Below are 24829 nucleotides of genomic sequence, written 5' to 3' on the forward strand. Positions count from 1 at the left end.
GCCTCGCGGCCTCAGAGCGCCTTCAGCTTGAGGTTGCGGAACTCCACCCGGCCGCCGTCGACCTCCAGGCCGATGTAGCCCCGGGGGACGCCGCAGCCCTTCCATTCGTTGGCGACCGCGCCGTTGACCCATAGGGTCACCGATCGGCCCTTGCAGGTGAGTTCATACGTGTTCCATTCGCCGGCCGGCTTCACCCGGGCGTCCTTGACGCCGGGCTCGACCTCGAACGGCTTGACGACCTGGTTGGCGTAGGTCGCGCCGACCAGCGAGCCCACCCCGGACGCTCCGAGCCGGGCCTCGTGCCAGAGTCCGGCGTCGTTCGAGTTGCGCACGTAGACGCCGCCGCTCGCGGGCGCGGACTTGGATTCCGCGTCGGGGACGATCCGCCATTCGACGTGGAGGGTGAAGTCGAGCAGCACCTGGTCCAGCCGGAGCCACTCGCGGACCGCTCCGGGCGACGTCCCGGCCAGCACGCCGGTCGCGGCGTCTAGCTTCCAGGGCGAGTCCTCGACGAGGTCGCCGCCGGCCGGCATGGGCTCTCGGGTCCAGGCGTCCAGCCCCGCCCCCGAGGGGGCGAGCAGGTCGCTCCAGCCGGCGGGGTCGGCCTCCAGGGCGCTCGGGACGTCGGCCGCTTCGTCGGCCCGCGCCAGCAGGGTCGTCAACAGGACAAGGAACGCCGGGACTCGACGGATGGACGACATCCTCATGATCAAGGCTCCTCGATCGGACCGCCGGGATCGGCCGCCGCGGCCTCGCGCCGGCCTCCAATGGAACCCCATTCTAGCATGACGTTCGCCCCGCCTCGCCCGCCCGGTCGGGGCCGATCCCCTCGATCTGCCGGGGACGAAGCTATGACGACTCTCCGAGTCGCCGGATGAGGAAATCGACGAGCGCGTCGATCGCCGCCGGCTCGTCGCCGACCTCGGGCACCCCGATCAGCCGATGGTCGGACAAGGCGGACCACTCGCCCATCCCCACGTAGGCCGCCGCGACCCCGCCCCCGGCCTCGAGGATCTTGCCGAGCTTCGACCGAAACGGCGGTTGCAAGAAATGGTTGACCAAGCCGCTTGAGGGGCTCATGAGAGACAGCTCCAGGTAATCGCGACCACGAGCGAGAGAGAGGTCCACCGGCAGCGAATCAACCACCTTGCCCCCCCTCCGAAATGCGACATCGGCGCTTAAGCCCGAGATCCGGGTCTCTTCGCTTAGTAAGAACACCGGCTCCTCGCCGATGACGTTGGGGAAGAGCGCGGAGATGGTCGGGACCTTGATCATCCTGGTCCCTCCCGGGCCCTCGACTTCGACCTGGCTGTCGCCGAGGCCGCTCTCCGTCGGGAGTCGTACGACGGCCCCATCCGGCACCTGGATCTGGATGCCCAGCCGATATCGCGGCCTCCGCAGCACCTGTCGGGTCGCCTCCAGGACCTGCGCCGCGTTGGACGTCGGGAAGTAAAGCTGGACGCTCAAATCGATGGACAACGATCACCCATTCAAGGACGGCCTCGGCCGGATCGACGCTGACGCCCCGACTCGATTCGCGACGCCTCGGGCTCGGCGACCGGGAAATCATAACGAGCCATGACCCCCCGTTCGATAGCTCCGTCGTCTCGACCCCACTTCTGACGACGTGTCCAAGACGTGCGACGTTGAGGATCGATGGCTCGTCCGGGGCGATGCCCGGAAGCTGGTGCAGGCGGGTCAGGACCCCGAGGACCGTCCCACCGGCGGGCTGCGGGAGGCGGGGAACTCTTGATTCGGGAACCCGAGTCTGATCGAATGTTTATGGCGATCGGGCCGGCCGGGGAGAGCCGGAGGGGACGGGACGAGGTCCCGACGCGGGGGGTGTCGAGCCGATGATTGTTGGGGTTCCCAGGGAGATCAAGTCCGACGAATACCGCGTGGCCATGCTCCCCGTCGGCGTCGAGGAACTGACCCACGGCGGACATCGGGTGATCGTCGAGGCCGGGGCGGGGCAGGGGAGCGGCCTCGCGGACGCCCAGTACGAGGCCGCCGGCGCGACCATCGCGGCCGAAGCGGCCGAGATCTGGTCCCAGGCCGACCTGATCGTGAAGGTGAAGGAGCCGATGCCGTCGGAGTGGCCCCTGATCCGCTCCGGGCAGACCCTCTTCACCTACTTCCACTTCGCCGCCGACGAGGCCCTGACGCGGGCCGTCATCGACAGCGGCGCGACGGCGATCGCCTACGAGACGCTACGCGACGCCAAGGGCGCCTTGCCGCTGCTGACGCCGATGAGCGAGGTGGCGGGCCGGATGAGCATCCAGCAAGGCGCCAAGTTCCTGGAGCGTCCCCAGGAAGGTCGGGGGATCCTCCTGGCGGGCGTGCCCGGCGTCGCGCCCGCCGAGGTCGCGGTGCTCGGCGGCGGCGTGGTCGGGTCGAACGCCGCGAAGGTCGCGGCGGGCATGGGGGCCAACGTCAAGATCCTCGACGTCAACCTCGATCGGCTCCGCTACCTCGACGACATCATGCCGCCCAACGTCACGACCCTCTACTCGGACCGCCACACGATCCGCGAGGCCGTGGAGTCGGCCGACCTGGTGGTCGGGGCGGTCCTGGTCGTCGGCGCCCGGGCGCCCCGGCTGGTCCGTCGCGAAGACCTGTCGCGGATGAAGCCGGGGGCGGTGATCGTCGACGTCGCCATCGACCAGGGGGGCTGCATCGAGACCAGCCGCCCGACCACGCACCACGCACCCACTTACGTCGTCGACGGCGTCGTCCACTACTGCGTCACCAACATGCCTGGCGCGGTAGGACGGACCAGCACGTACGCCCTCTGCAACGTGACCCTCCCGTACGTCCTCCAGCTCGCGAGCCTGGGGTGGCGGACCGTCGCTCAGGGCGACCCGGGCGTGGCGGCGGGGGTCAACGTCCACGCCGGTCGCGTCACCAATCAGGCCGTCGCCAAGACCTTCGGCCTCCCCTTCGACGACTGGAAGGATGGCTCGCCCGTCCGGGGATGAGCCGCCCCGATCGCCCCCGACACCCAGTCACCCCGTCGCCCGTCGCCGCTCGATCCCGGATCGACGGCGACGGGCCGTTATCCTTCCCCCGCAAGCCTTCCCCAAAGGGAGTCCAGACGACGATGAGCCACGACGAGAACGAGATCAACCCCGACAACGAACCTGAGATGGACGTCGAGGAGGCGCTGGAGGAGGCCCTCGAACTCGACACCCAGAGCCAGATCTTCCTGGAGATGCGGCGGCAGAACCTCGAGCTGTTGAAGATCGCCTCCGAGGTCGCCGGCTACTCCGGCCCGCACGGCCCCCTGAAGCCCGGCGACGTCCGCAACGCCCTGCGGAACATCTGGGACGTCTTCGCGGAGTTCTACTCGTGGATCGACCCCGAGGAGACCCAGGAAGACGACGAAGAAGAGATGGACGAGGACGAGGAATGACCATCGTCCGCGATGGGGACACCGCGGGCGGCCTTCGCGAGGAGGCCGCCCCGTCCGCCCCGGGATCCTTCCGCACGGTCTACTGGGTGGGCGACGCCGTCGCGGGGCGGCTTCGCATGATCGACCAGACCCTCCTGCCGAACCGATGCGTCGAGATCGATTGCGAGGACGTCGAGTCGGTCTGGGGGGCGATCAAGCGGCTGAGCGTACGGGGCGCCCCGGCCATCGGGGTGGCCGCCGCGTTCGGCGCCGTGATCGGCGCCCGCACGGCCGACAGCGACGATCCCGCCGCGATCCGCGAGGCCCTCCGCACCGCCGCCGCCCACCTCCGCACCAGCCGTCCCACCGCCGTCAACCTCTTCTGGGCGCTCGACCGCATGGAGGCCGCCGCCGACGCCGCGATCCGCGAGCCCCGCGGCCCGCTGCTGGATCGCCTCCTCGACGAGGCGCGCGCCATCGCCGAGGAAGACCGCGCCATGTGCCGCGCGATCGGCCGGTTCGGGGCCGAGCTGATCGACGAGGGGGACGGCGTCCTCACCCACTGCAACGCCGGCGGCCTGGCCACGGCCGACTACGGCACCGCGCTCGCCGTGATCTTCACGGCCCACGAGCTGGGCAAGGCTCCCCGCGTCTTCGCCGACGAGACCCGGCCCCTCCTGCAGGGCGCCCGGCTCACGGCCTGGGAGCTGGTCAACCGCGGCGTCGACGTCACCCTGATCTGCGACAACATGGCCGCGCAGGTCATGAAGGAAGGCAAGATCCGCAAGGTCGTCGTCGGTGCCGACCGGATCGCGGCCAACGGCGACGCCGCCAACAAGATCGGCACCTATGGCGTGGCCCTGCTGGCGAAGGCCCACGGCGTCCCGTTCTACGTCGCCGCGCCGTCCAGCACGTTCGACCTGACCCTGGCCGACGGATCGGGCATCCCGATCGAGGAGCGCGACCCGCGCGAGGTGACCGAGGGCTTCGGCCTCCGGACCGCGCCCGAGGGGGTCGCCGTCTACAATCCCGCCTTCGACGTCACGCCGGCCGAGCTGATCGCCGGCATCATCACCGAGCGCGGCGTCATCAGCCCGGTCGACGCCGCTTCGGTCCGCGCCATGATCGGGAAGCCGGCCGCCGGATCCTGACTTTCCACACTCCTTTTCCTCCCATCGGGGACGACTCATGCTGGCCCACAGCGTCTTCTTCTCGCTCCACGACCCCTCGCCAGCCTCCGTCGACGCCCTGATCGAGGCCTGCAAAACCTACCTCGCCGACCACCCGGGTGTCGTCTTCTTCGGGGTCGGCACCCTGAACAAGGAGCTGACGCGCCCGGTCAACGACCAGGCGTTCGACGTGGCCCTCCACGTCGTCTTCGACTCGAAGGCGTCGCACGACGTCTATCAGGTGGCCCCCCGGCACATGAAGTTCATCGAGGAGAACAAGCCGACGTGGAAGCAGGTCCGCGTGTTCGACGCCGACCTCGCACCCGCCTGAGACGGCGTCCTCGCCTTCAAGCGTCGCGGGGAGCCCGCGACGCTTGAAGATTCCCTCGCGCGATCAGGCGCCGATCCGTCGCTGGGGAAGGATGTAGCCCAGGGCCAGCAGCTTCTCCACGATCGCGTCGACGCACTCGGGGACGCCGAGCCGGGAGGTGTCGAGGGTCACCTCGGCGCCCTCCGGCGCCTCGTAAGGGGCGTCGACCCCGGTGAAGCTCATCCCCTTGCCGGCCCCGACCGCGGCGCGGGCCTGGGCGTAGAGGCCCTTCACGTCGCGACGCTCGCAGACGTCGACGGGCGTCGAGCAATAGACCTCGACGAAGTTCCCTTTCGAGAGAGCCCTCGCCTCGTCGCGGACGGCCTTGTACGGGCTGATGACGGAGCAGAGCGTGGTCCCGCCGTGCTGGGCCACCAGCCCCGCCACGTAGCCGACGCGGCGGATGTTGGCGTCGCGATCTTCCTTGCTGAAGCCCAGGCCTTTCGACAGGTGGGTTCGGATCTCGTCGCCGTCGAGCAGCGAGCAGTTGCGGCCGTACTCGGCCAGCCGCTCGACCAGCGCGTGGGCGACGGTACTCTTGCCCGAACCGGAGAGGCCGGTGAACCAGATGGTCAGGCCCTGACGCGAGCGGGGGGGATTGGCCTCGTTGAGGATCTCGGCGACGGCCGGTCGGCTGAACCAGTCGGGGAGCAGCCGGCCCTTCGCGAGGTACTCGTCGCGGACCTGCGCGTCGGTGAGCGCGGCCGTCTCGACCCCCTCGGGCGCGGCGTCGACGTACTCGTACCGCCGCCGGCCAGGAAGGTAGACCATCGGTCGGGCGTCGACCAGGCCGACGCCCAACTCGTCGGCGTACTCCGCCGTCGCCTCGCCGGGACTTGCGAGGTCGCGGCCGACGATCAGGTGCGAGCAGCCGAAGTTGCGACGGACGATCGCATGCAGGAGGGTCTCGCGGGGGCCGGCCACCCTCATCGAGAGCGGCAACAGGCTGAGGACCGGGCCCCCCGGCCCAGGGCCGTCGTCGAGCAGGGCGCGGTAGCAGCGGATGTGGGTGTAATGCTCCACGTCGCCCGGCCGGGCCACACCGACGACCGGATGGATCAGCAGCCCTCCGCCGATCTGTTCGGCGGCGCGCCGGGCCATCTCCTCCTGGGCGCGATGCACCGGCTCGTCGGCATGGAGGGCGACGACCCGGGACCAGCCCAGGGACCGGAAGTGTTGGCGAAGCTTGGCGGGAGTGCGTCGCAGATCGACGAAGTCGTAGTGCGGCGGGGTGCGGACTACTTCGAGACGGCCGGCGGCGTAATGATTCGGGATCCGGCCGAGGTAGGCGACGGACGGGTGCTTCGCGTCGAGCGCGCCATAGACGTGCCGGGCCTCGGCTTCCTTGTCGGGCCGGAAGATCTCCTCGACGTGGAGGAACGCCAGCAGGTTGCCGTAAACGTCGCGCAGCGCCAGGGTCCCGCCTTGGGCGACGCCCTCGCCCGGCGTGACCGGGAGGACCACCGGCAGCGGCCAGAAGGTGCCGTCCGCGAGACGTTGCTCCCGGACGACGCGTTCGTAGTCGGCCTTGCCGAGGAACCCCCGGAGCGGCGAGAAACCGCCGACCGCCAGAAGCTCCAGGTCGCAAACGCCGCGCTCGTCCAGGGTCACGCTGGGGTGATCCTTCGCTTCCGCCTTCATGGCGACGGCCCGGCCTTCCTCAACCACGAGGTCGACCAGGGCGCCTCCGTAAGGCGTGATCAGGGCCCCATTCGACTCGTTCGCGGCGCTAATCGCGTGCCTCCCTTCGTCGGGCCGTTCCGGCGTCAGATCGTCCATTCGTGCGGCGTGGCCTGGGCGACCAGGGCGGCCACGGTGGTCCGGTCGAGGACCGCCCGCTCCGCCGCGCGGACCTGATCCCACAGGTGGTTCAAGATCTGGGCGGCGCGGCGGTTGGGGGCGGCGGTCTCGCGCGAGGCGTCGTCGGGGCCGTCGACGGCCGTCAGGACCTCGCGGATCGAGATGGCTTCGGGATGCCTCGCCAACTGGTATCCCCCGGCGGCCCCTCGCGTGCTGACGACCAGGCCCGCCCCCTTGAGGTGGAGCAGGATCTGGACCAGGTAGCGTTCCGGGATGCCGTGGGATTCCGAGATGTCGCGGATCCGCAGCGGAGGCGCGTTGGGGCCCTGCTGGGCGAGGGCCAGAACGGCCAAACAGGCGTACTCGGCTTTGGCGGATACCTTCATCGGGCCCGGGACCTCGGTGCGGGGCGTCCGCCGCTCGACGCGACTCGTCAGAGCTGGCTGCTATCCAGCGAGTGCAGGCCGCACTCGGTTTTGGCCTGTCCGGCCCAACGACCGGCTCGCTCGTCTTCCCCCGCGCCCACGGCCTTCGTGCAGGGGAAGCAGCCGACCGAGGGATAGCCCTGGTCGTGCAGCGGGTTGTAGGGGATCTTGTTGGCCACGATGAACGCCCAGACGTCGCGGCGGGTCCACTTCAAGAGCGGGTTCACCTTCGCCAGGTCGAACTTGCCGTCCCAGCCGACGATCTTCGCCTGGGCTCGATGGGAAGACTGGTCGGCGCGAATGGCCGTGATCCAGGCCTCGTAGCCCTCCAGGGCGCGACGCAGCGGCACGATCTTGCGATCGTAGCAGCACTGGTCCGAGTTCCGGACGTACAACGGCCCGCCATGCTCTCGCTCGTACTCCGGGACCGACTTCTCGGCGCTCACCAGCTCGATTTCGATGCCGTACTTCTCCATCAGCCGGTCCCGGACCGCCAGGGTCTCGGCGAACTGATAGCCCGTGTCGAGGTTGAAGATCCGGGTGGTGGCCCCGATCTGCGCGAGCATGTGGATCAGGATACACCCCTCCGGACCGAACGCCGTGGCCATCGTCAGCCGCGACCCGAAACGCTCGACCGCCCACCTCAGGATCTCCGTGGGGGAGGCCCCGGCAAGGGCGGCATTGGCTTCGGCAAGTTCTTCCGCAGAGAGCTTTTCCGTCACGGTGGCCATGACTCGTCGGGACTCCGGGGGACCATGGGATCGCCCTCAATGGTAAGTAACTTCGGTATCAAAGTCAACATTCGTCGCGAAGAGGCGGGCCGTCGCGACCGAACGGTGTGTCGTGGGGTGGATACTTGAAGGGCGGGAAGGGACGATAGAATGATATGGTATCGCCGAGGCGATGTCTGCCTCCCCGCCCCGCGTTCGGGCCCTCCTCTCGCCCGAGCAAATTCTTTCTAACGAAGACGCGGACCCGAAGGGTTGCCAGACCATCACGCCAGCCGGATCTTTCGGTTCTTCCTGGATAAATCGTCCTATCGGGGCTGTCGAAGTGTCGAGTCGGATAGATGGGGATTGTGTCGAGGTCGGCATGAGGGCGGAGGGCCTGATGCTGGACCCGCGATCGGTTCGGAGTCGCGGACGCCGATGGCGGACGCCGACGCAGAACGGCGCAGCCTCCTTTTTTTCGAGAATGCCCGAGTCATGACCAACCTGATGGCCGCTCGCCTCCAGATGGCGATGTCTCTCGGTTTCCACATCATCTTCGCCGCGATCGGCATCGCGTTGCCGCTGATGATGGCGATCTCCGAGGCCTGCTGGCTCCGGACCGGCGATCCCGTCTACCGGGTCCTGGCTCAACGGTGGGCGAAGGGGGCGGCGATCCTCTTCGCCGTCGGCGCGGTCTCGGGGACCGTGCTCTCCTTCGAGCTGGGGCTGCTTTGGCCGGGCTTCATGAAGCTGGCCGGGCCGGTCGTCGGCGTCGGATTCGGGCTGGAGGGCTTCGCGTTCTTCACGGAGGCCATCTTCCTCGGGGTCTACCTGTACGGCTGGGATCGGATCCCGCCGCTGGCGCACTGGCTCGCGGGGGCCGTCGTGGCGGCGAGCGGGGCTCTTTCGGGCGTGTTGGTCCTGACGGTCAACGCCTGGATGAATACGCCGGCCGGATTCCGGCTGGTCGACGGCCGGCCGGTCGACATCGATCCGTTCGCCGCCTTGACGAGCCCGGCCATGCTCGCCGAGGCGATCCACATGACCCTGGCGGCGTACGCGGCGACGGGACTCCTCGTCGCGGGGGTGCACGCGATCCTCCTGATGAAGGATCGGGTGAACCCGTTCCATCGCCGGGCCCTCGGCATCGCCCTGATCGTCGGGGGGCTGGCCTCGTTGCTCCAGCCGTTGAGCGGCCATTACGCGGCGCACGTCGTCGCCGAGACCCAGCCGATCAAGCTCGCGGCGATGGAGGGCCAATTTAAGACGGAGCGCCGGGCCCCGCTGCGGATCGGCGGCCTCCCCGACCCCAGCACCGGCGAGACGCGCTTCGCCCTGGAGATCCCCGCCGGGCTCAGCATCCTGGCCTATAACGACCCGGACGCCGAGGTGAAGGGCCTTGAGGCGTTCCCGGCCCACGTCCGTCCGCCGGTCGTGGTGGTCCACATGGCCTTCCAGCTCATGGTGGCCTGCGGCATGGCGATGGCGGCCGTCTCGCTCTGGGCGGCCGTCTCGTGGTGGCTGACCCGACGACTGCCGACGGGGAGGGCCTTCCTCTGGGCCGCGGCCCTGGTCAGCCCGCTGGGGATGATCGCCATCGAGGCCGGCTGGACGGTGACGGAGGTCGGCCGTCAGCCGTGGATCATCCAGAACGTGATGCGGACGACCGACGCCGTGACGTCCGTCCCTGGGCTCTGGATCTCGCTCTCCGCCTATACGGCCCTCTACGCCGGCCTCGGCGTCATCGTCGTCCTGCTGCTGCTGCACCAGTTCCGCGTCAGCCCACGCGGCGACGAGCTGCAAGCGGCCTCGATCAAGGAAAACTCGTGATGTCGCTCCTGACCTCGATGACCCCCGCCGAGGGGGTCGCCGCCGCGATGCTCGTCGCCCTGATCGCCTACGCCCTGCTGGGGGGCGCGGACTACGGGGCGGGAGTGTGGGACCTGCTCGCCCGCGGCCCACGTGCGGAGGCCCAGCGCGAACTCATCGCGCGGGCGATCGGTCCGGTCTGGGAGGCGAACCACGTGTGGCTGATCATCGTGATCGTGCTGCTGTTCACAGGCTTCCCGACGGCGTTCACGGCCGTGATGACCACGCTGCACGTCCCGCTCTCGCTCATGCTGATCGGCGTCGTGCTCCGGGGCTCGGCTTTCATCTTCCGGAGCTATGACGTCACCGAGGCGGCCAAGCGGCGCTGGAATCGATTCTTCTCGATCCCGAGCGTCGTGACCCCGGTGTTGCTGGGCGCGGTGATCGGCGCGATCGCCACGGGCGAGCCCGGCCGGGCGATGGAGGCGGGAGGGGCCGTCCCGCTGTTCGCGACGTGGCTGCGGCCGTTCCCGCTGGCGGTGGGGCTGTTCGCCCTCAACATCTTCGCCTACCTAGCCGCGGTCTACCTGACCCTGGAGACGTCGGACCACGACCTGCGGGAAGACTTCCGGAAGAAAGCCCTGGCCTCGGCGATCTTACTGGGGGGCGTGGCCTGGGTCGTCTACCTGCTGGCGAAGTCGGACGCGCCCCTGGTTTACGAGGGCCTGGGCCGTTCGTCGTGGGGCGCGCCGGTGCGTTACGCTACCGGTGCGTTTGCGATCCTGGCGATCGTAACGCTCTGGCGGCGTTGGTATGGGGCGGCCCGAATCGCGGCGATGCTGCAGACGGCCCTGATCCTCTGGGGGGCGGCCACGAGCCAGTACCCGTACCTCGTCCCCCCCGGGATCGACCTGACGACCGGGGCCGCGCCGCCGATCGTCCACAAGCTGCTGCTGATCGCGTTGGGATGCGGGTCGCTGATCCTCATCCCCTCGCTCGTCTATCTGTTCCGCGTCTTCAAGGGGCACACGTTCCGGGACGGTCGCGAGCCCCGAGAACAAACGGTCAGGCCGTCGTCGGCCTGATCCAGGCGGGGCTGGACTGCTCGTACCGGGCGATGTCGGTCTCGAGCAGGAGGGTCTCCGAGATCGAGTCGAGCCCCTGGAGCAGGCGCTCGCGGCGGGTCTCGGGGATGAAGAAGGGGACCTCGACGGTCGCCGCGCCGGCCGTGACGGTGATGGTCAGGGACCGGAGGTCGACGACGGCCTCGGCCCCGCCCGGACCGGCCAGCTCGACGATGCGATCCCAGTCGGCCTGGGGGACCTCGACGGCGAGCAGGCCGTTGTTGAGGGCGTTGCCTTCGAAGATGTCGGCGAAGCCCTCGTCCTTGCCGGGCGCGATGACGACGGCGTAGCCCGCCTGCGCGACCGCCCAGACGGCGTGCTCGCGGCTGGAGCCGCAGCCGAAGTTGCGGCCGACGACGAGGACCGAGGCCCCCTGGTTCTCGGGCCGGTTCAGCGGGAACGAGGGGTCGAGCGGGCCGTGCTTGTCGGGCTCGTCGATCGGCGGGGCACCGCCGGCGGCGTACCGCTTGTCGGCGAACAGCAGCTTGCCGTAGCCGACGCGCTCGATCCGCTTGAGGTAGCGGGCGGGGATGATCAGGTCGGTGTTGACGTCGGTCCAGTCCAGGACGGCGACCTTGCCCCGATGGACGGTGAACGGGTTCATGGGATCTCGTCTCTCGTTCGTTCTTGCGTGGGTGTTTCGGGCCTGGCGAGGGGTCTTGGGCTCAGCGGTCGAGCAGCCGGCGGACGTCGGTGAAGCGGCCGGTGACGGCGGCGGCGGCGGCCATCGACGGGCTGACGAGGTGCGTCCGCCCGCCGGGCCCCTGTCGACCCTCGAAGTTCCGGTTGCTGGTGCTGGCAGCCCGCTGGCCGGGCTGGAGCCGGTCCGGATTCATCGCCAGGCACATGCTGCAGCCGGCCTGACGCCACTCGGCGCCGGCCTCCTCGAACACCCGGTCCAGCCCCTCGGCATGGGCCTGGCTGCGGACCTGCTCGCTCCCCGGCACGACCAGCGTGCGGACCCCCGGAGCGACCTTACGGCCCTTCATGACCTGCGCCGCGGCGCGGAGGTCCTCGATCCGACCGTTGGTGCACGAGCCGATGAAGACGACGTCGATCGGGATCTCCGACACCGGCGTGCCCGGGGTCAGCCCCATGTACTGGTAGGCCCTGCCGGCCTCCTCGCGGACCGAAGCCGGCAGCTCCTCCAGCGTCGGGATGCGGCCGTCGGCGTCGACGGTCATCGCCGGGTTCGTGCCCCAGGTGATCTGGGGGACGAGCTTCGAGGCGTCGATCGTGACGTGGGAGTCGAACTGAGCGTCGGGGTCGGTCGCCAGCGTCTTCCAGTCGGCGATGGCCGCGTCGAGCGCCGCGCCCTTGGGGGCGAAGGGGCGTTCGGTCTTCGTGAAGTACTCGAAGGTCACGTCGTCCGGGGCGATGAGGCCCGCGCGGGCGCCCCCCTCGATCGACATGTTGCAGACGGTCATCCGACCCTCCATGGAGAGCGCGCGGATGGCCGGGCCGTAGTACTCGATCACGGTGCCGGTCCCGCCGGCGGTGCCGATCGCCCGGATGACTGCCAGGATGATGTCCTTCGGCTCCAGCCCGGGGGGGAGGACCCCGGTCACCTCGACACCCAGGGCGGCGGGCCGCTTGCCCTGCCAGAGGGTCTGGGTGGCGAGGACGTGCTCGACCTCGCTGGTGCCGATGCCGAACGCCAGGGCGCCGAACGCGCCGTGGGTGCTGGTGTGGCTGTCGCCGCAGACGATCGTCGTGCCCGGCAGGGTGATGCCCAGTTCGGGGCCGATGACGTGGACGATCCCCTGCCGTCCGCTCTGGATGTCGTAGAAGTTGACGCCGGATTCGCGGGCGTTGGACCGCAGGGTCTCGATCTGCCGCCGCGACAGCGGGTCGCCGATGTTGAGCTGGTCCTCGGTGGGGACGTTGTGGTCGATCGTGGCGAAGGTGAGGTCGGGACGGCGGACCTTCCGGCCGGCGAGGCGGAGGCCGTCGAAGGCCTGCGGGCTGGTCACTTCGTGGACCAGGTGGCGGTCGATGTAGAGGAGCGTCGCCTCGTTCGTGTTCGACAGGACGTGGCGGTCCCAGACCTTCTGAAACAATGTCGCTGGCATGCCCGAACCACCTCGGTAGCTTTTCGGATGAAGGGGGAGGGAGACGGAACAGAGGGACGGAGCCGGCGCGCGGCTTGAGGGTTCGCTCAGGCGCGGGCCATCTCGTCGGCGTGGTAGCTGGAGCGGACGAACGGCCCGCTGGCCACCTCGCGGAAGCCCATGAGCCGGGCCAGCCGGCCCAGCTCGTCGAACTCGGCGGGGGGGAGATAACGCTCGGGCGGCAGGTGTCGCGGCGAGGGCTGGAGATACTGGCCGAGCGTCAGCAGGTCCACCCCGATCGAACGCAGGTCGGCCAGGGTGTCCAGCAGCTCGCCGGTGGTCTCGCCCAGGCCGAGCATAAAGCCGCTCTTGGTGAGGGTCCCCGGGCTCAGCTTCTTGGCGATTTCCAGCACGCGGAGGCTGACCTCATATTGGCTCTTGCGTCGGACGTGCTGCTGGAGCCGCGCGACCGTCTCCATGTTGTGGTTGAAGACCTCCGGCCTGGCCTCCAGCACGGTGGCCACCTGGTCCTCGCGGCCGTTGAAGTCGGGCGTGAGGACCTCGATCGTGGCCCCGGTGCGCTCGCGGACGGCCAGTATGCAGCGGCGGAAGTGGTCCGCGCCGCCGTCGGGCAGGTCGTCTCGGGTGACCGACGTGATGACGACGTGGCGGAGCTTCAGCCGGGCGCAGGCCTCGGCCACGCGCTCGGGCTCGTCGGCCGAGACGGCCTCGGGCTTGCCCCGCCTCACGGCGCAGAAGCCGCAGGGGCGGGTGCAGGTCTCGCCCAGGATCATGAACGTGGCGGTGCGGCGGCTCCAGCACTCGGAGCGGTTCGGGCACTTGCCCGACTCGCAGATCGTCTCCAGGCCGAGCTCGCCGATCAGCTCCTGGGCGAAGTACATGCCGCCCCCGGAGGGGATCGGCCGCTTCAACCATTCGGGGAGCCGGCGCGGCTTGCGGTCGATCTCGAGCACCGGGGCGCCCGAGCCGCACGAGTTCGAATCCCGATCGTCCGGACGTTCATCCAGGACTGGGAGCGTAAGCATGGGTGAGGACCTTCCGCCTTAGTCGCGGATGATGCGTGTAGAGATGATGCCGGTCCAGCTCGAACACCCGTTCGGTCTGGCGGACCAGCGCCTCACGCACCTTGGACATCAGGGTTGGACGCTGGCGTCGCGATTCCATCGAAGTCTGACGCAGGCGGGAGCCGGAGAGGCCCGGCTCGACGAGCACGTCGAACAGGTCGAGATACGGACCGACGTTGAGCGTAAATCCATGGTAGGCGATCCCGCGGCTGATCGCCACCCCGATCGACGCGACCCTCGCCGCGCCCAGATAGACGCCGTGCGGGAGGTGCCGAACCTCCCCACGCAGCTCGAACTCGTCGAGGACGGACAGTAGGACATCCTGGAGCCGCTCGACGTGGCGCATCGCCGGGACGGCCGCCGGGCCTAGGGGGGTGACGAAGTACCCGCAGAGTTGTCCCGGGAGGTGGAGCACGCAGCCGCCGCCCCGGTTGACCCAGTGGGTGCGGATCCCCATGCCCGCGAGCGCCGCGTCGTCGACCGCGACATGGGCGCGACTCCCCAGGCGTCCCACGCTCAAGGTCGGCGGATGCTCGCAGAGCAGGAGGGTGGCCCCGCCGCGCTCGCCGTGCTCGTAGACGAGCCGACGCTGGAGCTGCTGGACCTCGCCGAAGTCGACCGCGCCGAGCAGGTAGATCTCCAATGGGGGCTTCGCTGGCGGTGTCGTCATCGAGTCGGCGTACCCCGGAGAAACGGCGGCGGCGCCCCGGCCGCGCCGGGAGCGGCGGCTCCACGGTCGCATTATAGGCGGTCGAGGGGTCCGCGAGAACCGGGACCGGTCGGGCCGATGTTCAGAAACTCGACGCGTCGACGAGCTCGCCGCCCGCGACGGTCCCCAGCGACCGCCAGACCGGCGCGGCGATCGTGTTGGCCATGAATCGGACGGAGCCGTCGCCCAGCAGGGCGTTGAGGCCGCCCGAGTGCTGGCTCCGAGCGATCACGGCCGCGAAGGTGGGCCCGCCCAGCCACTCGCGGGCACCCATCAGGTCGGTCTCGTTGTTACGGGAGAACACCGAGACCAGCCTCTCGTTGGGCGTTCGGGACGTCGTGAAACCGGTCTGGTCGACTCCGCCGGCCGTCCAAAGGATATGCCCCGACCACCAGGGAGAGCAGGCGCTCTCGTCCTTGACGAACTGCCGGATGCCCAAGGGGATGTCGGTTCCTGGGACCTCGTCGTCGCTCACCTTCACGACCTGGACGCCGCATTCCGTGACCTGATGCTGACGGAGGCGGACCTCCGCCATCATCAGCGTGCCGCTGAGCCCGTCGGAGAATTCCGAGGCCCGGCGGCTCCGATTCGGCGAGAAGGCGGACCGGCTGTTGTTCAGCCCGAAGCCCCCCCAGACGAACCAGTCGCCCGAGCAGACGGCGTAGTTGGTCCCCGCGGCCGACTCCAGGCTCGGGAATCCCTGGGGCCCTTGCTGGATCGCCCGGTTCCCCTCGCTCGGGCAGGTGAAGATCGCCACGGAGGTGGCGGTGACCGTCGTATTGTCCGGCGCGTCGAACGTGAATGAGAAGTTCACGGCGTTGAACAGGCTGGGCTGCTCGATGAACGGAAGCAGCCGCGTTTGGGCGCTCCAGCCCATGGAGACCGGTACGTTCCGGACCCCCACCGAGAGGAGCACGGCCGGGGGGTAGACCCCCCAGGTGACCTCGTAATTGGTGAGCCCGAGGCCTAATTGCTTAAGATTGGAGGTGCAGTGGATCCGTCTGGCCGATTCTCGGGCCCCCTGGACGGCCGGCAGCAGCAGCGCGATCAAGATCGCGATCACGAAGATGACGACGAGCACCTCGATGAGGGTGAACGCAGCTCGTCTCGATCTCATCGCAGGCCGGCTCCTTGGCGGTTGGGAAGGATTAAGGTCCGCTTCGATCGCGTCTGCACCCAAAGGCGAGCCGGACAGAGATGGGGACGGCGACTGACCAGGCGTTCCGTCCGCGGGAAACAACGGCCGGTCGCGCCCCGTCTCGCTCGGGTGGGCGGCGGCTCGCTCAGGTGGCTTAATCAGCACTTCTATCTTCGACGGAATCGTCGCACGATCTATGAAATCTCCGAGGAATTCGCATCAAGACGCTCCATTCCCGCACCCATGATCGGACCTTCGCCCGAACCTCTGCCGACGCACGCCTAATCACACGCGATCGATTCGCCGTCCTCCACGAAGCATTAGTATACACAGGGCAAAGACGGTCGCGAGCGCGAAACCAGCCGAAGTCGCTTGAATGCGCGTGCCGGCGTGGATGCGATCGGGGGCGGGCGTCGCGGCGAGTGGGTGGGGTCAGGGCGCTGGAATCCGCGAGAAGTCGTTCAGCAGCCGCCGTCCCTGGTGCTCATCGACTTCCAACTGGGCGAGAAGCCGCCGGCGCAGCTCGGTCAGGGTGCGGTCCACCGTCTGGGGGGTGGCGTCCGCGAGGGCGACGAGGCCCCCGGCACGCTTATCGTGGCCGCCGGCGTTGCCCATCCCCTCCACCACGTCTCGGAGCACCTCGCCGGCCTGGCGGCCCAGTTCGTTGGCGCGGAGCGAGAGCTTCAGTCCCCCCTCATACAGTCCGACCGAGAGGACCCAGTTCACCTGGTCGAAACGGATGAAGAAATCGGCGACCTCCGCCACGATGTCGGGCTGAGAGACCTCCCCGCACCAGGAGACGATCAGGTCGCGATAGAGGAAGGCGTTGGCCAGGGCGCGCTGGAACGTCGCGAAGTGGCTCTGCGGAAGCTTCGGATTGCGGATCCGCGCCAGGAGTTCCTTGTCGGCCCTCGGGAAGAGCCAGACCAGGGCGCCGTCGTCGAGCGAGCTGGCCTCGCGCGGATAGCCGGTCGTCTCCGACTCGATCCCGTAGAGCAGGGCGGTCGCGAGTTGCGGCGAGACCACCACCTTCTGCTCCAGCAGATAGCCGGTGACGATGGTGCTGGAGGCCCCCATGTGGGTCCGGATGTCGTGGTAGAGGACGCCGTCGAGGTCGCCCCCGGTTTCGTGGTGGTCGATCACGATCGTCGGCGTCGCGCTCTCGCTGCTGCGCCGGCCGGTGTGGGGCTGGGTGTCGACCATGACCACGGCGGTGTCCCGGTCGATGGCGACCGACTTCACCGGGGTCAGCGGGATCGGGATCAGCTCGACCATCGCCCGGTTCTCGGCCCGGGCGATCATGCCGTCGACCGTCATGATGAACGGCTTGCCCGGCTGGCATTTGGCGACCAGCTCGCGGACGCCGAGCATGCTCGCCAGCGAGTCCGGGTCGGGATTGACGTGCGAGACGGCCACGATCCGGGCGTAGGGCTCCAGGACCGACAGGAGCCGGTCCGATCGCACGCGGCGCCTGGAGTCGAATTCGCCGACGGGCTCTCGTTCGTCGCTGTCGCCGGTCATGTGTCGAAACGCCCTCGGGACCGGGCGGCCGTCGCGATCCACGCGGGCGATGGGGCGTCCGCACCCCCGCGACGAGCCTCATTCCAGTCTCCTGCAGTCTAAGTCATGGCCTCACGCCCCCGCCAGACGTCGTCCCCGGGGAAATGCGATCCAGAACCCGAGCCCGGTGGAACCCCGAGCGGCCGCGTTCACGTGGGAATCACGTTGCTCGCCGACGTGCATCGCCCCCATGGGACCCCCCGGATCGGCCTGCGATTCCGATGATTTCGACGATCTACGAAGGATTCCCGAGATTACGCCGGACTGGTGCTGGCGTTGGGCACGCTGCTTGCAGTATTCTTGCCCGACATCGGCGGCCGTCGTCTCGGCCTCAACAGAGGCCGCGGGTTGCTGTATCCCACGAGGTAGAGGGAAATCTCAGCCATGAAGAAGTCACTCACTTACCTGGCCTCCGCCGCCCTGCTGTCCGCCACCATGTTCACGGTCGGCTGCGGCGAGACCGAAGGTGTCAAGACCGAGACCGAGATCAAGGGCCCCGGCGGCTCGGCCACGATCACCGAAGAGAAGAAGGTCGAGACCTCGGGCGAAGCCCCGCCGGTGGTCCCGGTCGAGAAGCCGGCCACGCCTTGATCGAGGCCCGACATCGACTCGGTCGATGAAGGTCATGAACCGCCGGGGGACTCCCCCGGCGGTTTCTTTTTTGCGCCTCGGCGTGTCGGCCTTGCCGAAATCGCTGAGATCCGGGATGAAAGCGAGCCGTATGGGGTTCCGGGGGAAGCTCAAGGAATCGGCGAACCTGGCCGAAAATCCATCATTGGTGCCCCGTTGACTCGTGCGCTCGGACGACGAACCAGGAAGTGTGACGGCATGTCAAGGACGACCCAGGATCATCGCGGGCCGAGCGCCCAGCCGAAGCCCCGCCCCCGCTGGCTGCGGGCGCTCGGCCACGACGCCCCGCCCGAGCGGCTGCACGTGGGGGGCGTCGAGCATCGGCTCGTCGAGCTGTTCAAGCACGACTCCTGGGCGGCCACCGCCCTCTACGCCGACGCCGCCGGCGACCGGAAAGTCATCAAGCTCCATCGCAAGGCCCCGGCCTTCGGCGTCCCGCTTCGATTCATCGGCCTTATGACGGCGCGTCGCGAATCGACGATGCTCCGCCGCCTGGGCGACCTGCCGGGCATCCCGAAGCTCGCCGGGCACGTCACGATCGACGGCGTCCACCAGCGGAACGGCGTGGCCCGGGCGTTCCTCGAAGGCCATCCCCTCGGCGACCGCGAGCGGGTCGACGACGGCTTCTTCCCCGAGCTTCAGGCGCTCCTCCGCACGATGCACGGGCGGCGGATCGTCTACGTCGACCTCCACAAGCGCGAGAACGTGCTGGTCGACGCCTCGGGCCGCCCCTGCCTGTTCGACTTCCAGATCAGCGCCTCTTGGCCGCGATGGTTGCCGCTCCGGCCGATCTTCCCGATCCTCTCCGGGAGCGACGAGTACCACCTCCGGAAGCACTGGTCGCGCTGCCGTCCGGATCAGTGCGGGATCGACGAGGCCCAGATGGCGGCGAGCCGCCCGTGGTGGATCCGCGCGCATCGCCTGGTCGCCCGGCCGATCCGCGAGATGCGGCGTCGGCTCCTGGTCCGCATCGGCGTCCGCACGGGCCGCGGGCGGGTGGAGTCCGAGCAGTTCGCCGAGCACGCGCTGAGGGCGGGCGAAGCGGTGCCGGATCAACGCGCGGCTTGACGAAATCGCCGGGATCGGGATCATCGCGTCTCGTCACCGAGGCGACGTTGCGCGTGGTCGCGTGCGGCCGCGGCGACGCCAGCCAGGGAAGGGGCGACGAGTCTTGACCGAGCAGCAATCGCATCGCGGGGGGCGGTGGCCCTGGATCGCCCTGGCGCTCGCCGCGGCCACGGCGGCCTGGTTCGTGCTGGATTACGAGCACGAAGTCGACCCCGAATTCCCCCGGGTCGCCCGCCAGACGTACAACGCCTTCCCGCCGGCCGCCTACCGGCTCGCCGAGGCCGGCGACACGATCGATTGCGTGGCCGTCTACGCCTCCTCCGCGGCCCTGGTGCTCGCCGCCTGGGGTTGCCTGCGCGACCCGCGCGGCCGCCTCCGTTACTCCGCGCTCGCCCTCTCGCTGGCGGCCTTCTGGCACGCGGCGACGCCCGGCCCGCTGCTCAACGGCTGGCACGGCCTGGGCTGGCGGACGATCTTCGAACCGGCCGCCCCCGTCGCCCAGCGCTCGACGCTCGCCGCGTTCGCGCTGACGCTCGCGGCGATCGTAATCGTCGCCGCGCGACCCTGGCGGCTCTGGGGGCTGATCCCGGAGGCGAAGCGTCGCGGGGTGCTCGGCCTGCTTTCCCTGGCGGCGGTCCTGGTCGTGGTCCGGCAGCTCCCCTGGATCGACCGCGAGCCCTTCGGCTACTGGCCGCGATGGGTGTTCGTCTGGGCGATGCTCGCCTGGGCTTTCGCAATGCTGCGGCTGGCGCCCCGGGCCGAGCCGGGGCGTCGAGGCGTCCTGATCGCCGTCCTGCTGATCGCGACCTCGCTGGGGCTCGACGTCGTCGGCCGGGGGATCTTCTGGTATCAGCGGCCCATCGCCCGCCTCCGCGAGATCATCCCGGGGCGGCTCTACCTCAGCGCGATGCCGACCTATCGGGGCCTGCAAATCGCGCAGGATCGCTATCACTTCAAGACGATCCTGAACCTGTTCCCGGAGTTCACCCCGGCGGCCAGCCCGCACTGGCCCGACGAGCAGCGGTTCGCGCGCGAGAATGGGATCCTCTGCTACAACCAACCTCCGGAGGATCCGACGGGCGTGAAGTGCATCCCCGAGACCTTGGACCTCGCCGACGACCCGGCGAACTGGCCGGTCCTGGTCCACTGCCACGCCAGCATGGACCGCTCCCCGGCCTGGGTGGGCATGTACCGATTCGCGAAGCAGGGCTGGCCCCTTGAGGATGTCATCCGGGAGATCGAGCAGCATCGCGGCTCGCGGCCGAAGTCCTCGGTGACCCTCCTGTACAACCGGATGCTCCCCCGCCTGGCCCCCGATCGGGCCGCCGAGGATCCCACGGCCCAACTGCTCCGCAAGAACGCCGAGGGGACCGCCGACCCCCTGGAACAGATGATCGCCCGCCAGGGCGAGGCGACCGCCAAGGCAGCCGCCGCGGCCGAGACCCCTATCGAGCGACGCTGAGCTGAAACGCGAAGCCCCCGCGACCCGGTATAGCTCGGGGTCGCGGGGGCTTCTCCTTGCGCGGAGGCGGACGCGAGGATCAGCTTGCCTTCGCTTTCGTCGAGCTGGTCCGGGGGGAGAGCGGGGCGGCGACGGCCTCGGCCGCCGGATCAAGGCGGGTCTTCGCGCCCGAGTCGCGGGCCTCGCGGCGATCGGCGATCAGTTCCATGTAGCGGTGTACGTGCTCGGTCTCGGACCAGGGCCCGATCCGCTGGGCGAAGCCCTGGGCGGCCAACTCGGCGCGCAGGTCCTCGTCGTGGACCATCCGCCGCATCGCGGTCAGCAGCTCGGCGCCGGTCTTGTAGCCGAGCCCGCCGCCGCTCTCGACGCCCGTCTCGCTGATGGCGCCGCCCCCTTCGTGGACGATCACCGGCGTCCCAGTGGCGAAGGCTTCCAGCACGACGTATCCGAAAGTCTCGGGGAACAGCGAGGGGACGACGACGGCCCGGGAGCCGCGGAAGAGCCGGGCGAGGCCCTCGCCCCCCAGCAATCCTTCGAAGTGCACGTTGGGCAGCCCCTCGGCGAGTCGCCGCAGTTCGGGCTCGTAGGGGCCCGTGCCGGCGATCCTCAGGTCGGCCTCGGGCAGGTTCTTCATCAGCGGGATGAGCCGCTGGAAGCCCTTCATCGCCACGAGTCGGCCGGCCGCCGCCAGGTAGGGGCGTTCGCTCGCAGGGGGGTCCTGGTCCTCGATCCCGCCTGACCAGTCGTCGGGGAGGAAGTAGGGGACGTGGACGAGCGGGGCCCAGCGGTCGACGCCCCGGGCGCGATGCTCGTCCAGGGCGTGCTTGCTGGGGAAAACCAGGGCGTCCAGGTGGCGGAGAGCCTTCGGGATCGCGTTGGTGTAGCGCCAGGCCTGCGGGGGGCGGCCCCCTGCCACGGTGCACCGGATGCAGGTCGAGCCGTCGCAGGGCTTGCGGTCGTATTTCCAGAGCAGGTGCATCGGGCAGATCAGCCAGTGCTCGTGAGCCGTCATGATCCGCACGGCGCGCCGGTTGGCGCCGAGGCCGAGCACGCCCGGCCCGCCGACCAGCGAGATGTTGTGGAAGTGGACGACGTCCAGGTCGTCGGCGTCGAGGACTTCCCGGAGCGCCTCGGACTTGAAGTAGGGCTTCCCCGTCGCCTGCGTGGCCAGCGGCGAGAGCGTGCCGTAGCCGCTCTCCAGCGGGTGGAGGTGCAGGCCGGGAGTCGGCGTGTACGAGCGTAGGGGGTGGTCGCCCCGGACGGCGTTGAAGGCGTCCACGCAATAAAAGACGTGGACCTCGTGGCCCCTTCGGCAGAGCGCCTGGCAGAGCCGATCGACGTAGGCGGCGTCGCCGCCGAAGCTGTGGGGGCCGAAGAAGGTGGTGATCATGCAGAATTTCAAGGGCGACCTCCTGTCGCAATCGTCGTCGCGTCGTCTCAGGTGAGCGGTCCCGCCCCCTCCGCCGCGGCCAGGGCCGGCGTGGGAGCGTCGATCGGGTGGAAGGCGGCCCTCCAGTGCCGGGTGCGGTCCAGGCCGCCGGTCGCCAGCAGGACGAGCAGATAGGTCAGGGCCCCGCCGAGGACCGCCGGGACGACGTGCCAGCGGACGAGGAAGAGGCAGACCGGCGCCATGGCGAGCGACGCGATCAGGGGGCGCCCCAGGTGGTGGTGCCAGGCCGGCTGCCGCCCTTCGCGGGCCAGGCTGTGGAAGCCGGCCAGGACCAGCATCAGGCCGACGATCAGCACGGCCGCCGTCGCTCCCACCAGCCCGAACTGGGTCCGCATCAGGTAGACGAGCGGCCCGATGCCCAGCGCCGCCACGACCAACGAGCCCACGCCCACCGTCTCGCGATTCAGGGCGATCAGCGTCGTCTGGTAGCAGAAGGCCACGGTCAACACGGGGGCCCGCCAGATCCCCACCGCCAACAACAGCCCCGCGCCGTCGTAATCCGACGACCCGAGGAGCCCGACCAGGGGCTCTGCCAGGAGCGTCACGCCCACGGCCAGCGGGATCATCAACGTCATCAGGGCCTCGACGAGCGAGTCCAGAGCGTCGCGGCCGGCGTCGGGGTGATGCCGCCAGAGCCGCGAGAGCGTCGGGAACGTCGCATGCTGGACGATCATGCCGAACGTCAGGACGATCGTCACCAGCCGGTACTGGGCCCCGTAGCGGCCCACGTCGCCCCAGGTGCTCGCGCTCATCATGCCCACGACCAGGACGTCGGCCGCGATGATCAGGGCTTGCGACAGCTGGATCGCGCACACCGTCTTCCCGCGCTGGATCAGGATGCCCATGAAGCGGAAACTGAACCTCGGCCGAGGCATCCGGTAGGTCCGGAGGTAGCTCAGCCAGATCAGGCCGATGCCGCCCGCCTCGCCGACGGTCAGGAAGATCGGCACCCAGGCGATCCGCGAGGCGTCGCCCACGAAGGCCAGCACGCCCACCCCGTAGAAGATCGTCCGCAGGCAGAGGGAGACTGCCAGCAGCCCCATCCGCTCCGTCCCGCGATAGACGAAGTCCAGGCCGATCGCCGTCGTGAACAGCATCAGGCCGTAGAGCGTCAGGATCGACCAGTCCGATCGATCCTTGAGCGTGAACCAGCCGACGAGCGTCAGCGCCGAGAACAGCGTGACCGCCATCACCGACTTGAACGCCAGGACCTGGTCCACGAGCGGCCGTATCAGGCGAGGGTGACGCGACAGCTCCCGCGCCACCATGACGTCGCTGCTGTCTCGGACCAACAGCACCAGCCAGAAGACGATGCTGAAGGCGAATTCCACGCGGCCGTAACCGCTCCCCCCCAGTCGCTTCATCAGGGCCAGCGTCACGAACACGGAGCAGGCGCGGCAGAAGAGCTCGGCCAGGCTCAGGTACGCGACGTTCGAAGCGATCCGCCTCCCCCGGGCGCGGGGGCATGTCACGTCCGCCGGCAGGGGCGGACGCGGTCGCGTGGCGGGCTTCGACGGCGTCAAGGGACGTCGCCTTCGCTTGCTGAGGGTCGGGCTTGCCATTCGAGAAGGCGCTTCCTTGTGGGCTCGAGCACAGCTCGCTTCCTTGCGAGCCTTGGCAGCTCGCTCGCAGATCGCCAAGACTTATCGGCTTTCGCTGCTTCTCCACCTTAACTGGAGTCGCCCGCCTTCCTGTTCCCCCTCGAATCCCCGGATTCGGTCGGGGGTCGCGAGGGTTGAGTGGGTCGGACGACTGGGAATCATCGAAAACCGGCCCCCTTCGGCGCATCGCGACCGCAATTTTTCCCCGCGGGACCGACCGGGAACCCAAGGCCCGGCATCGTATGAGTGGACCCTAAGGCTGTCAATTCGGCTTCGGAGTGTTCGTCGAATCGTCGGCCTGGACGTCCCGGCCTCAAGGCCGGGGCGGGGGCGCGACGGGGGCATGGGCGTGTCGCGGGCGGAAGCGGATGCAGTAGAACACGCCGACGACCGTCATGAAGATGCCCCACCAGATGTCGGCGTGGAGGTCGAACAGGGCCACGCGCGCCTCGGGGGGGGGTGGGGAGGCCAGGGCGTACAGTCCGGCTCCCAGGATCATGACGCCGTAGACGGTCAGGATCCCGCCGATGAACAGCCAGATGGGAATCTGATCCTCGTCGTGCATGGTCTCTCCTCGATCTCCTCGCGGGACCCCGCGACGCGGTCCGGCGGCCCGGGGCGTCCGTCGCCGAGTCGTCACGAGTGTATCGGGAGGATGTGGCCCGTCCAACGTCCCTCCGGCCTCGACGAAAGGCCAGAACTTCGGGCTCGGTCCGGATCTAGGTTGCAGGCCTTGCCGTAAGTCGTTGATGCGGAATCGGAACCGAAGGTTGAGAAAGTTTGCGGCGGCCGGATCGACGATGGTATCGTGGAAGTTCGACGGGCCCGGCCGTGCGAGATTCGGCGCGAATCCGCCTCCGGGTCGGCGAGACCGACGCAAGGGGGATCATCGTGGCGGAAACATCGATCATGACGGCGCTCATGGGGGTGATCGCCGAGCGCAAGGCCCAGACGACGGGCAAGCCGTCCTACGTCGCCAACCTCATGAAGGGGGGGGGCGGGGCTATCGGAGCGAAGCTCATCGAGGAGGCCGCCGAGGTCGTCGAGGCCAGCGACGAGCCCGGCGACGCCGGCCGCGAGCACCTCGTCAAGGAGGTCGCGGACCTGATCTTCCACACCGCCGTCCTGCTCGGCTATCGCGACCTGTCCTGGGACGACGTCGAAGCCGAGCTGCAACGCCGGTTCGGCACCAGCGGCCTGACCGAGAAGGCCTCGCGCAAGCCGAAGACCTGACCGGCCGTCCGGGAAGCCCCGACTTCGCATCCCTTCCACCCGAG

General features: G+C 69.2%; 24 protein-coding genes. 10 read left to right on the forward strand and 14 right to left on the reverse strand.

Going from position 1 to position 24829, the window contains the following annotated elements:
* Window positions 1-11 precede the first annotated feature (11 nt).
* Together G6O68_RS17570 and G6O68_RS17575 are read right to left on the reverse strand one after the other, a co-directional pair.
* Entirely contained in the window at window positions 12-707 is a 696-nt protein-coding gene (locus G6O68_RS17570) for a 3-keto-disaccharide hydrolase (protein ID WP_165249930.1), read from the reverse strand.
* Between the two features lie 142 nt (window positions 708-849).
* A complete protein-coding gene (locus G6O68_RS17575; RefSeq protein WP_165249931.1) occupies window positions 850-1275 on the reverse strand; it encodes a hypothetical protein in 426 nt (141 codons plus the stop codon).
* Between the two features lie 578 nt (window positions 1276-1853).
* Here G6O68_RS17575 and ald point away from each other — a divergent pair.
* The 4 genes from ald (at window position 1854) to G6O68_RS17595 (ending at window position 4891) form a co-directional block, all read left to right on the forward strand.
* The gene (gene ald / locus G6O68_RS17580; protein WP_165249932.1) at window positions 1854-2978 is read left to right on the forward strand and encodes an alanine dehydrogenase; all 1125 of its coding nucleotides are present in this window, start codon (window positions 1854-1856) and stop codon (window positions 2976-2978) included.
* A 122-nt stretch (window positions 2979-3100) separates the two neighbouring features.
* Entirely contained in the window at window positions 3101-3412 is a 312-nt protein-coding gene (locus G6O68_RS17585) for a hypothetical protein (protein WP_165249933.1), read from the forward strand.
* On the forward strand, window positions 3409-4542 hold the full coding sequence (gene mtnA / locus G6O68_RS17590; protein WP_165249934.1) for an S-methyl-5-thioribose-1-phosphate isomerase: 1134 nt from the start codon (window positions 3409-3411) through the stop codon (window positions 4540-4542). The genes G6O68_RS17585 and mtnA overlap by 4 nt, the downstream gene beginning before the upstream one ends.
* A 37-nt stretch (window positions 4543-4579) precedes the next feature.
* The gene (locus G6O68_RS17595) at window positions 4580-4891 is read left to right on the forward strand and encodes a Dabb family protein (RefSeq protein WP_165249935.1); all 312 of its coding nucleotides are present in this window, start codon (window positions 4580-4582) and stop codon (window positions 4889-4891) included.
* Window positions 4892-4954: 63 nt separating this feature from the next.
* Here the strand turns inward: G6O68_RS17595 and cysC are convergent, their stop codons facing one another.
* Genes cysC through G6O68_RS17610 form a run of 3 tightly spaced genes read right to left on the reverse strand, consistent with a single transcriptional unit; the run spans window position 4955 to window position 7886 of the window.
* Window positions 4955-6709 carry an adenylyl-sulfate kinase gene (gene cysC / locus G6O68_RS17600; RefSeq protein ID WP_165249936.1) on the reverse strand — a complete coding sequence of 585 codons (1755 nt, stop codon included), beginning with the start codon at window positions 6707-6709 and terminating at the stop codon, window positions 4955-4957.
* Window positions 6697-7116, reverse strand: coding sequence for an RrF2 family transcriptional regulator (locus G6O68_RS17605; protein ID WP_165249937.1), 420 nt, complete (start codon window positions 7114-7116; stop codon window positions 6697-6699). Before G6O68_RS17605 ends, cysC begins: the two co-directional genes overlap by 13 nt.
* Before the next feature lie 47 nt (window positions 7117-7163).
* Window positions 7164-7886 carry a phosphoadenylyl-sulfate reductase gene (locus tag G6O68_RS17610; protein ID WP_165249938.1) on the reverse strand — a complete coding sequence of 241 codons (723 nt, stop codon included), beginning with the start codon at window positions 7884-7886 and terminating at the stop codon, window positions 7164-7166.
* A gap of 474 nt (window positions 7887-8360) precedes the next feature.
* Here G6O68_RS17610 and G6O68_RS17615 point away from each other — a divergent pair, with 474 nt between their 5' ends.
* A complete protein-coding gene (locus tag G6O68_RS17615; RefSeq protein ID WP_165249939.1) occupies window positions 8361-9695 on the forward strand; it encodes a cytochrome ubiquinol oxidase subunit I in 1335 nt (444 codons plus the stop codon).
* On the forward strand, window positions 9695-10759 hold the full coding sequence (locus tag G6O68_RS17620; protein WP_165249940.1) for a cytochrome d ubiquinol oxidase subunit II: 1065 nt from the start codon (window positions 9695-9697) through the stop codon (window positions 10757-10759). The genes G6O68_RS17615 and G6O68_RS17620 overlap by 1 nt, the downstream gene beginning before the upstream one ends.
* On the opposite strand, the gene leuD is transcribed toward G6O68_RS17620, so the two are convergent.
* From leuD to G6O68_RS17650, 6 genes are all read right to left on the reverse strand, one after another.
* Window positions 10740-11402, reverse strand: coding sequence for a 3-isopropylmalate dehydratase small subunit (leuD, locus tag G6O68_RS17625; RefSeq protein WP_165249941.1), 663 nt, complete (start codon window positions 11400-11402; stop codon window positions 10740-10742). The two genes, G6O68_RS17620 and leuD, sit on opposite strands and share 20 nt — an antisense overlap.
* A gap of 61 nt (window positions 11403-11463) precedes the next feature.
* Entirely contained in the window at window positions 11464-12870 is a 1407-nt protein-coding gene (leuC, locus tag G6O68_RS17630; protein ID WP_165249942.1) for a 3-isopropylmalate dehydratase large subunit, read from the reverse strand.
* Window positions 12871-12956: 86 nt separating this feature from the next.
* Window positions 12957-13895, reverse strand: coding sequence for a lipoyl synthase (gene lipA / locus G6O68_RS17635; RefSeq protein WP_165249943.1), 939 nt, complete (start codon window positions 13893-13895; stop codon window positions 12957-12959).
* Window positions 13870-14604: a lipoyl(octanoyl) transferase LipB gene (locus G6O68_RS17640; protein ID WP_165249944.1), complete on the reverse strand. Its 735-nt coding sequence runs from the start codon at window positions 14602-14604 to the stop codon at window positions 13870-13872. Before G6O68_RS17640 ends, lipA begins: the two co-directional genes overlap by 26 nt.
* Window positions 14605-14725: 121 nt before the next feature.
* Window positions 14726-15760, reverse strand: a complete 1035-nt coding sequence (locus G6O68_RS17645; RefSeq protein WP_165249945.1) for a DUF1559 domain-containing protein — start codon at window positions 15758-15760, stop codon at window positions 14726-14728.
* Window positions 15761-16213: 453 nt separating this feature from the next.
* A complete protein-coding gene (locus G6O68_RS17650; RefSeq protein ID WP_165249946.1) occupies window positions 16214-17302 on the reverse strand; it encodes a DHH family phosphoesterase in 1089 nt (362 codons plus the stop codon).
* A 423-nt stretch (window positions 17303-17725) separates the two neighbouring features.
* Here G6O68_RS17650 and G6O68_RS17655 point away from each other — a divergent pair, with 423 nt between their 5' ends.
* The 3 genes from G6O68_RS17655 to G6O68_RS17665 all read left to right on the forward strand — a co-directional run bounded on the left by G6O68_RS17655 (window position 17726) and on the right by G6O68_RS17665 (window position 20501).
* On the forward strand, window positions 17726-17932 hold the full coding sequence (locus G6O68_RS17655; RefSeq protein ID WP_165249947.1) for a hypothetical protein: 207 nt from the start codon (window positions 17726-17728) through the stop codon (window positions 17930-17932).
* Between the two features lie 237 nt (window positions 17933-18169).
* A complete protein-coding gene (locus G6O68_RS17660) occupies window positions 18170-19039 on the forward strand; it encodes a hypothetical protein (protein ID WP_165249948.1) in 870 nt (289 codons plus the stop codon).
* A 103-nt stretch (window positions 19040-19142) separates the two neighbouring features.
* Entirely contained in the window at window positions 19143-20501 is a 1359-nt protein-coding gene (locus G6O68_RS17665; RefSeq protein ID WP_165249949.1) for a protein tyrosine phosphatase, read from the forward strand.
* Window positions 20502-20580: 79 nt separating this feature from the next.
* Here the strand turns inward: G6O68_RS17665 and G6O68_RS17670 are convergent, their stop codons facing one another.
* From G6O68_RS17670 to G6O68_RS17680, 3 genes are all read right to left on the reverse strand, one after another.
* Window positions 20581-21903 (reverse strand): glycosyltransferase family 4 protein, encoded by a 1323-nt coding sequence (locus G6O68_RS17670; RefSeq protein ID WP_165249950.1) that lies wholly within the window; start codon window positions 21901-21903, stop codon window positions 20581-20583.
* Between the two features lie 35 nt (window positions 21904-21938).
* Entirely contained in the window at window positions 21939-23423 is a 1485-nt protein-coding gene (locus G6O68_RS17675) for an oligosaccharide flippase family protein (protein ID WP_206108123.1), read from the reverse strand.
* A gap of 442 nt (window positions 23424-23865) precedes the next feature.
* Complete coding sequence (locus tag G6O68_RS17680; RefSeq protein ID WP_165249952.1) at window positions 23866-24117, reverse strand: hypothetical protein; 252 nt, start codon at window positions 24115-24117, stop codon at window positions 23866-23868.
* A 344-nt stretch (window positions 24118-24461) separates the two neighbouring features.
* Here G6O68_RS17680 and G6O68_RS17685 point away from each other — a divergent pair, with 344 nt between their 5' ends.
* Complete coding sequence (locus G6O68_RS17685; RefSeq protein ID WP_449308113.1) at window positions 24462-24785, forward strand: phosphoribosyl-ATP diphosphatase; 324 nt, start codon at window positions 24462-24464, stop codon at window positions 24783-24785.
* Window positions 24786-24829: the final 44 nt, after the last annotated feature.

The organism is Paludisphaera soli (assembly GCF_011064595.1).
Classification (GTDB): Bacteria; Planctomycetota; Planctomycetia; order Isosphaerales; family Isosphaeraceae; genus Paludisphaera; species Paludisphaera soli.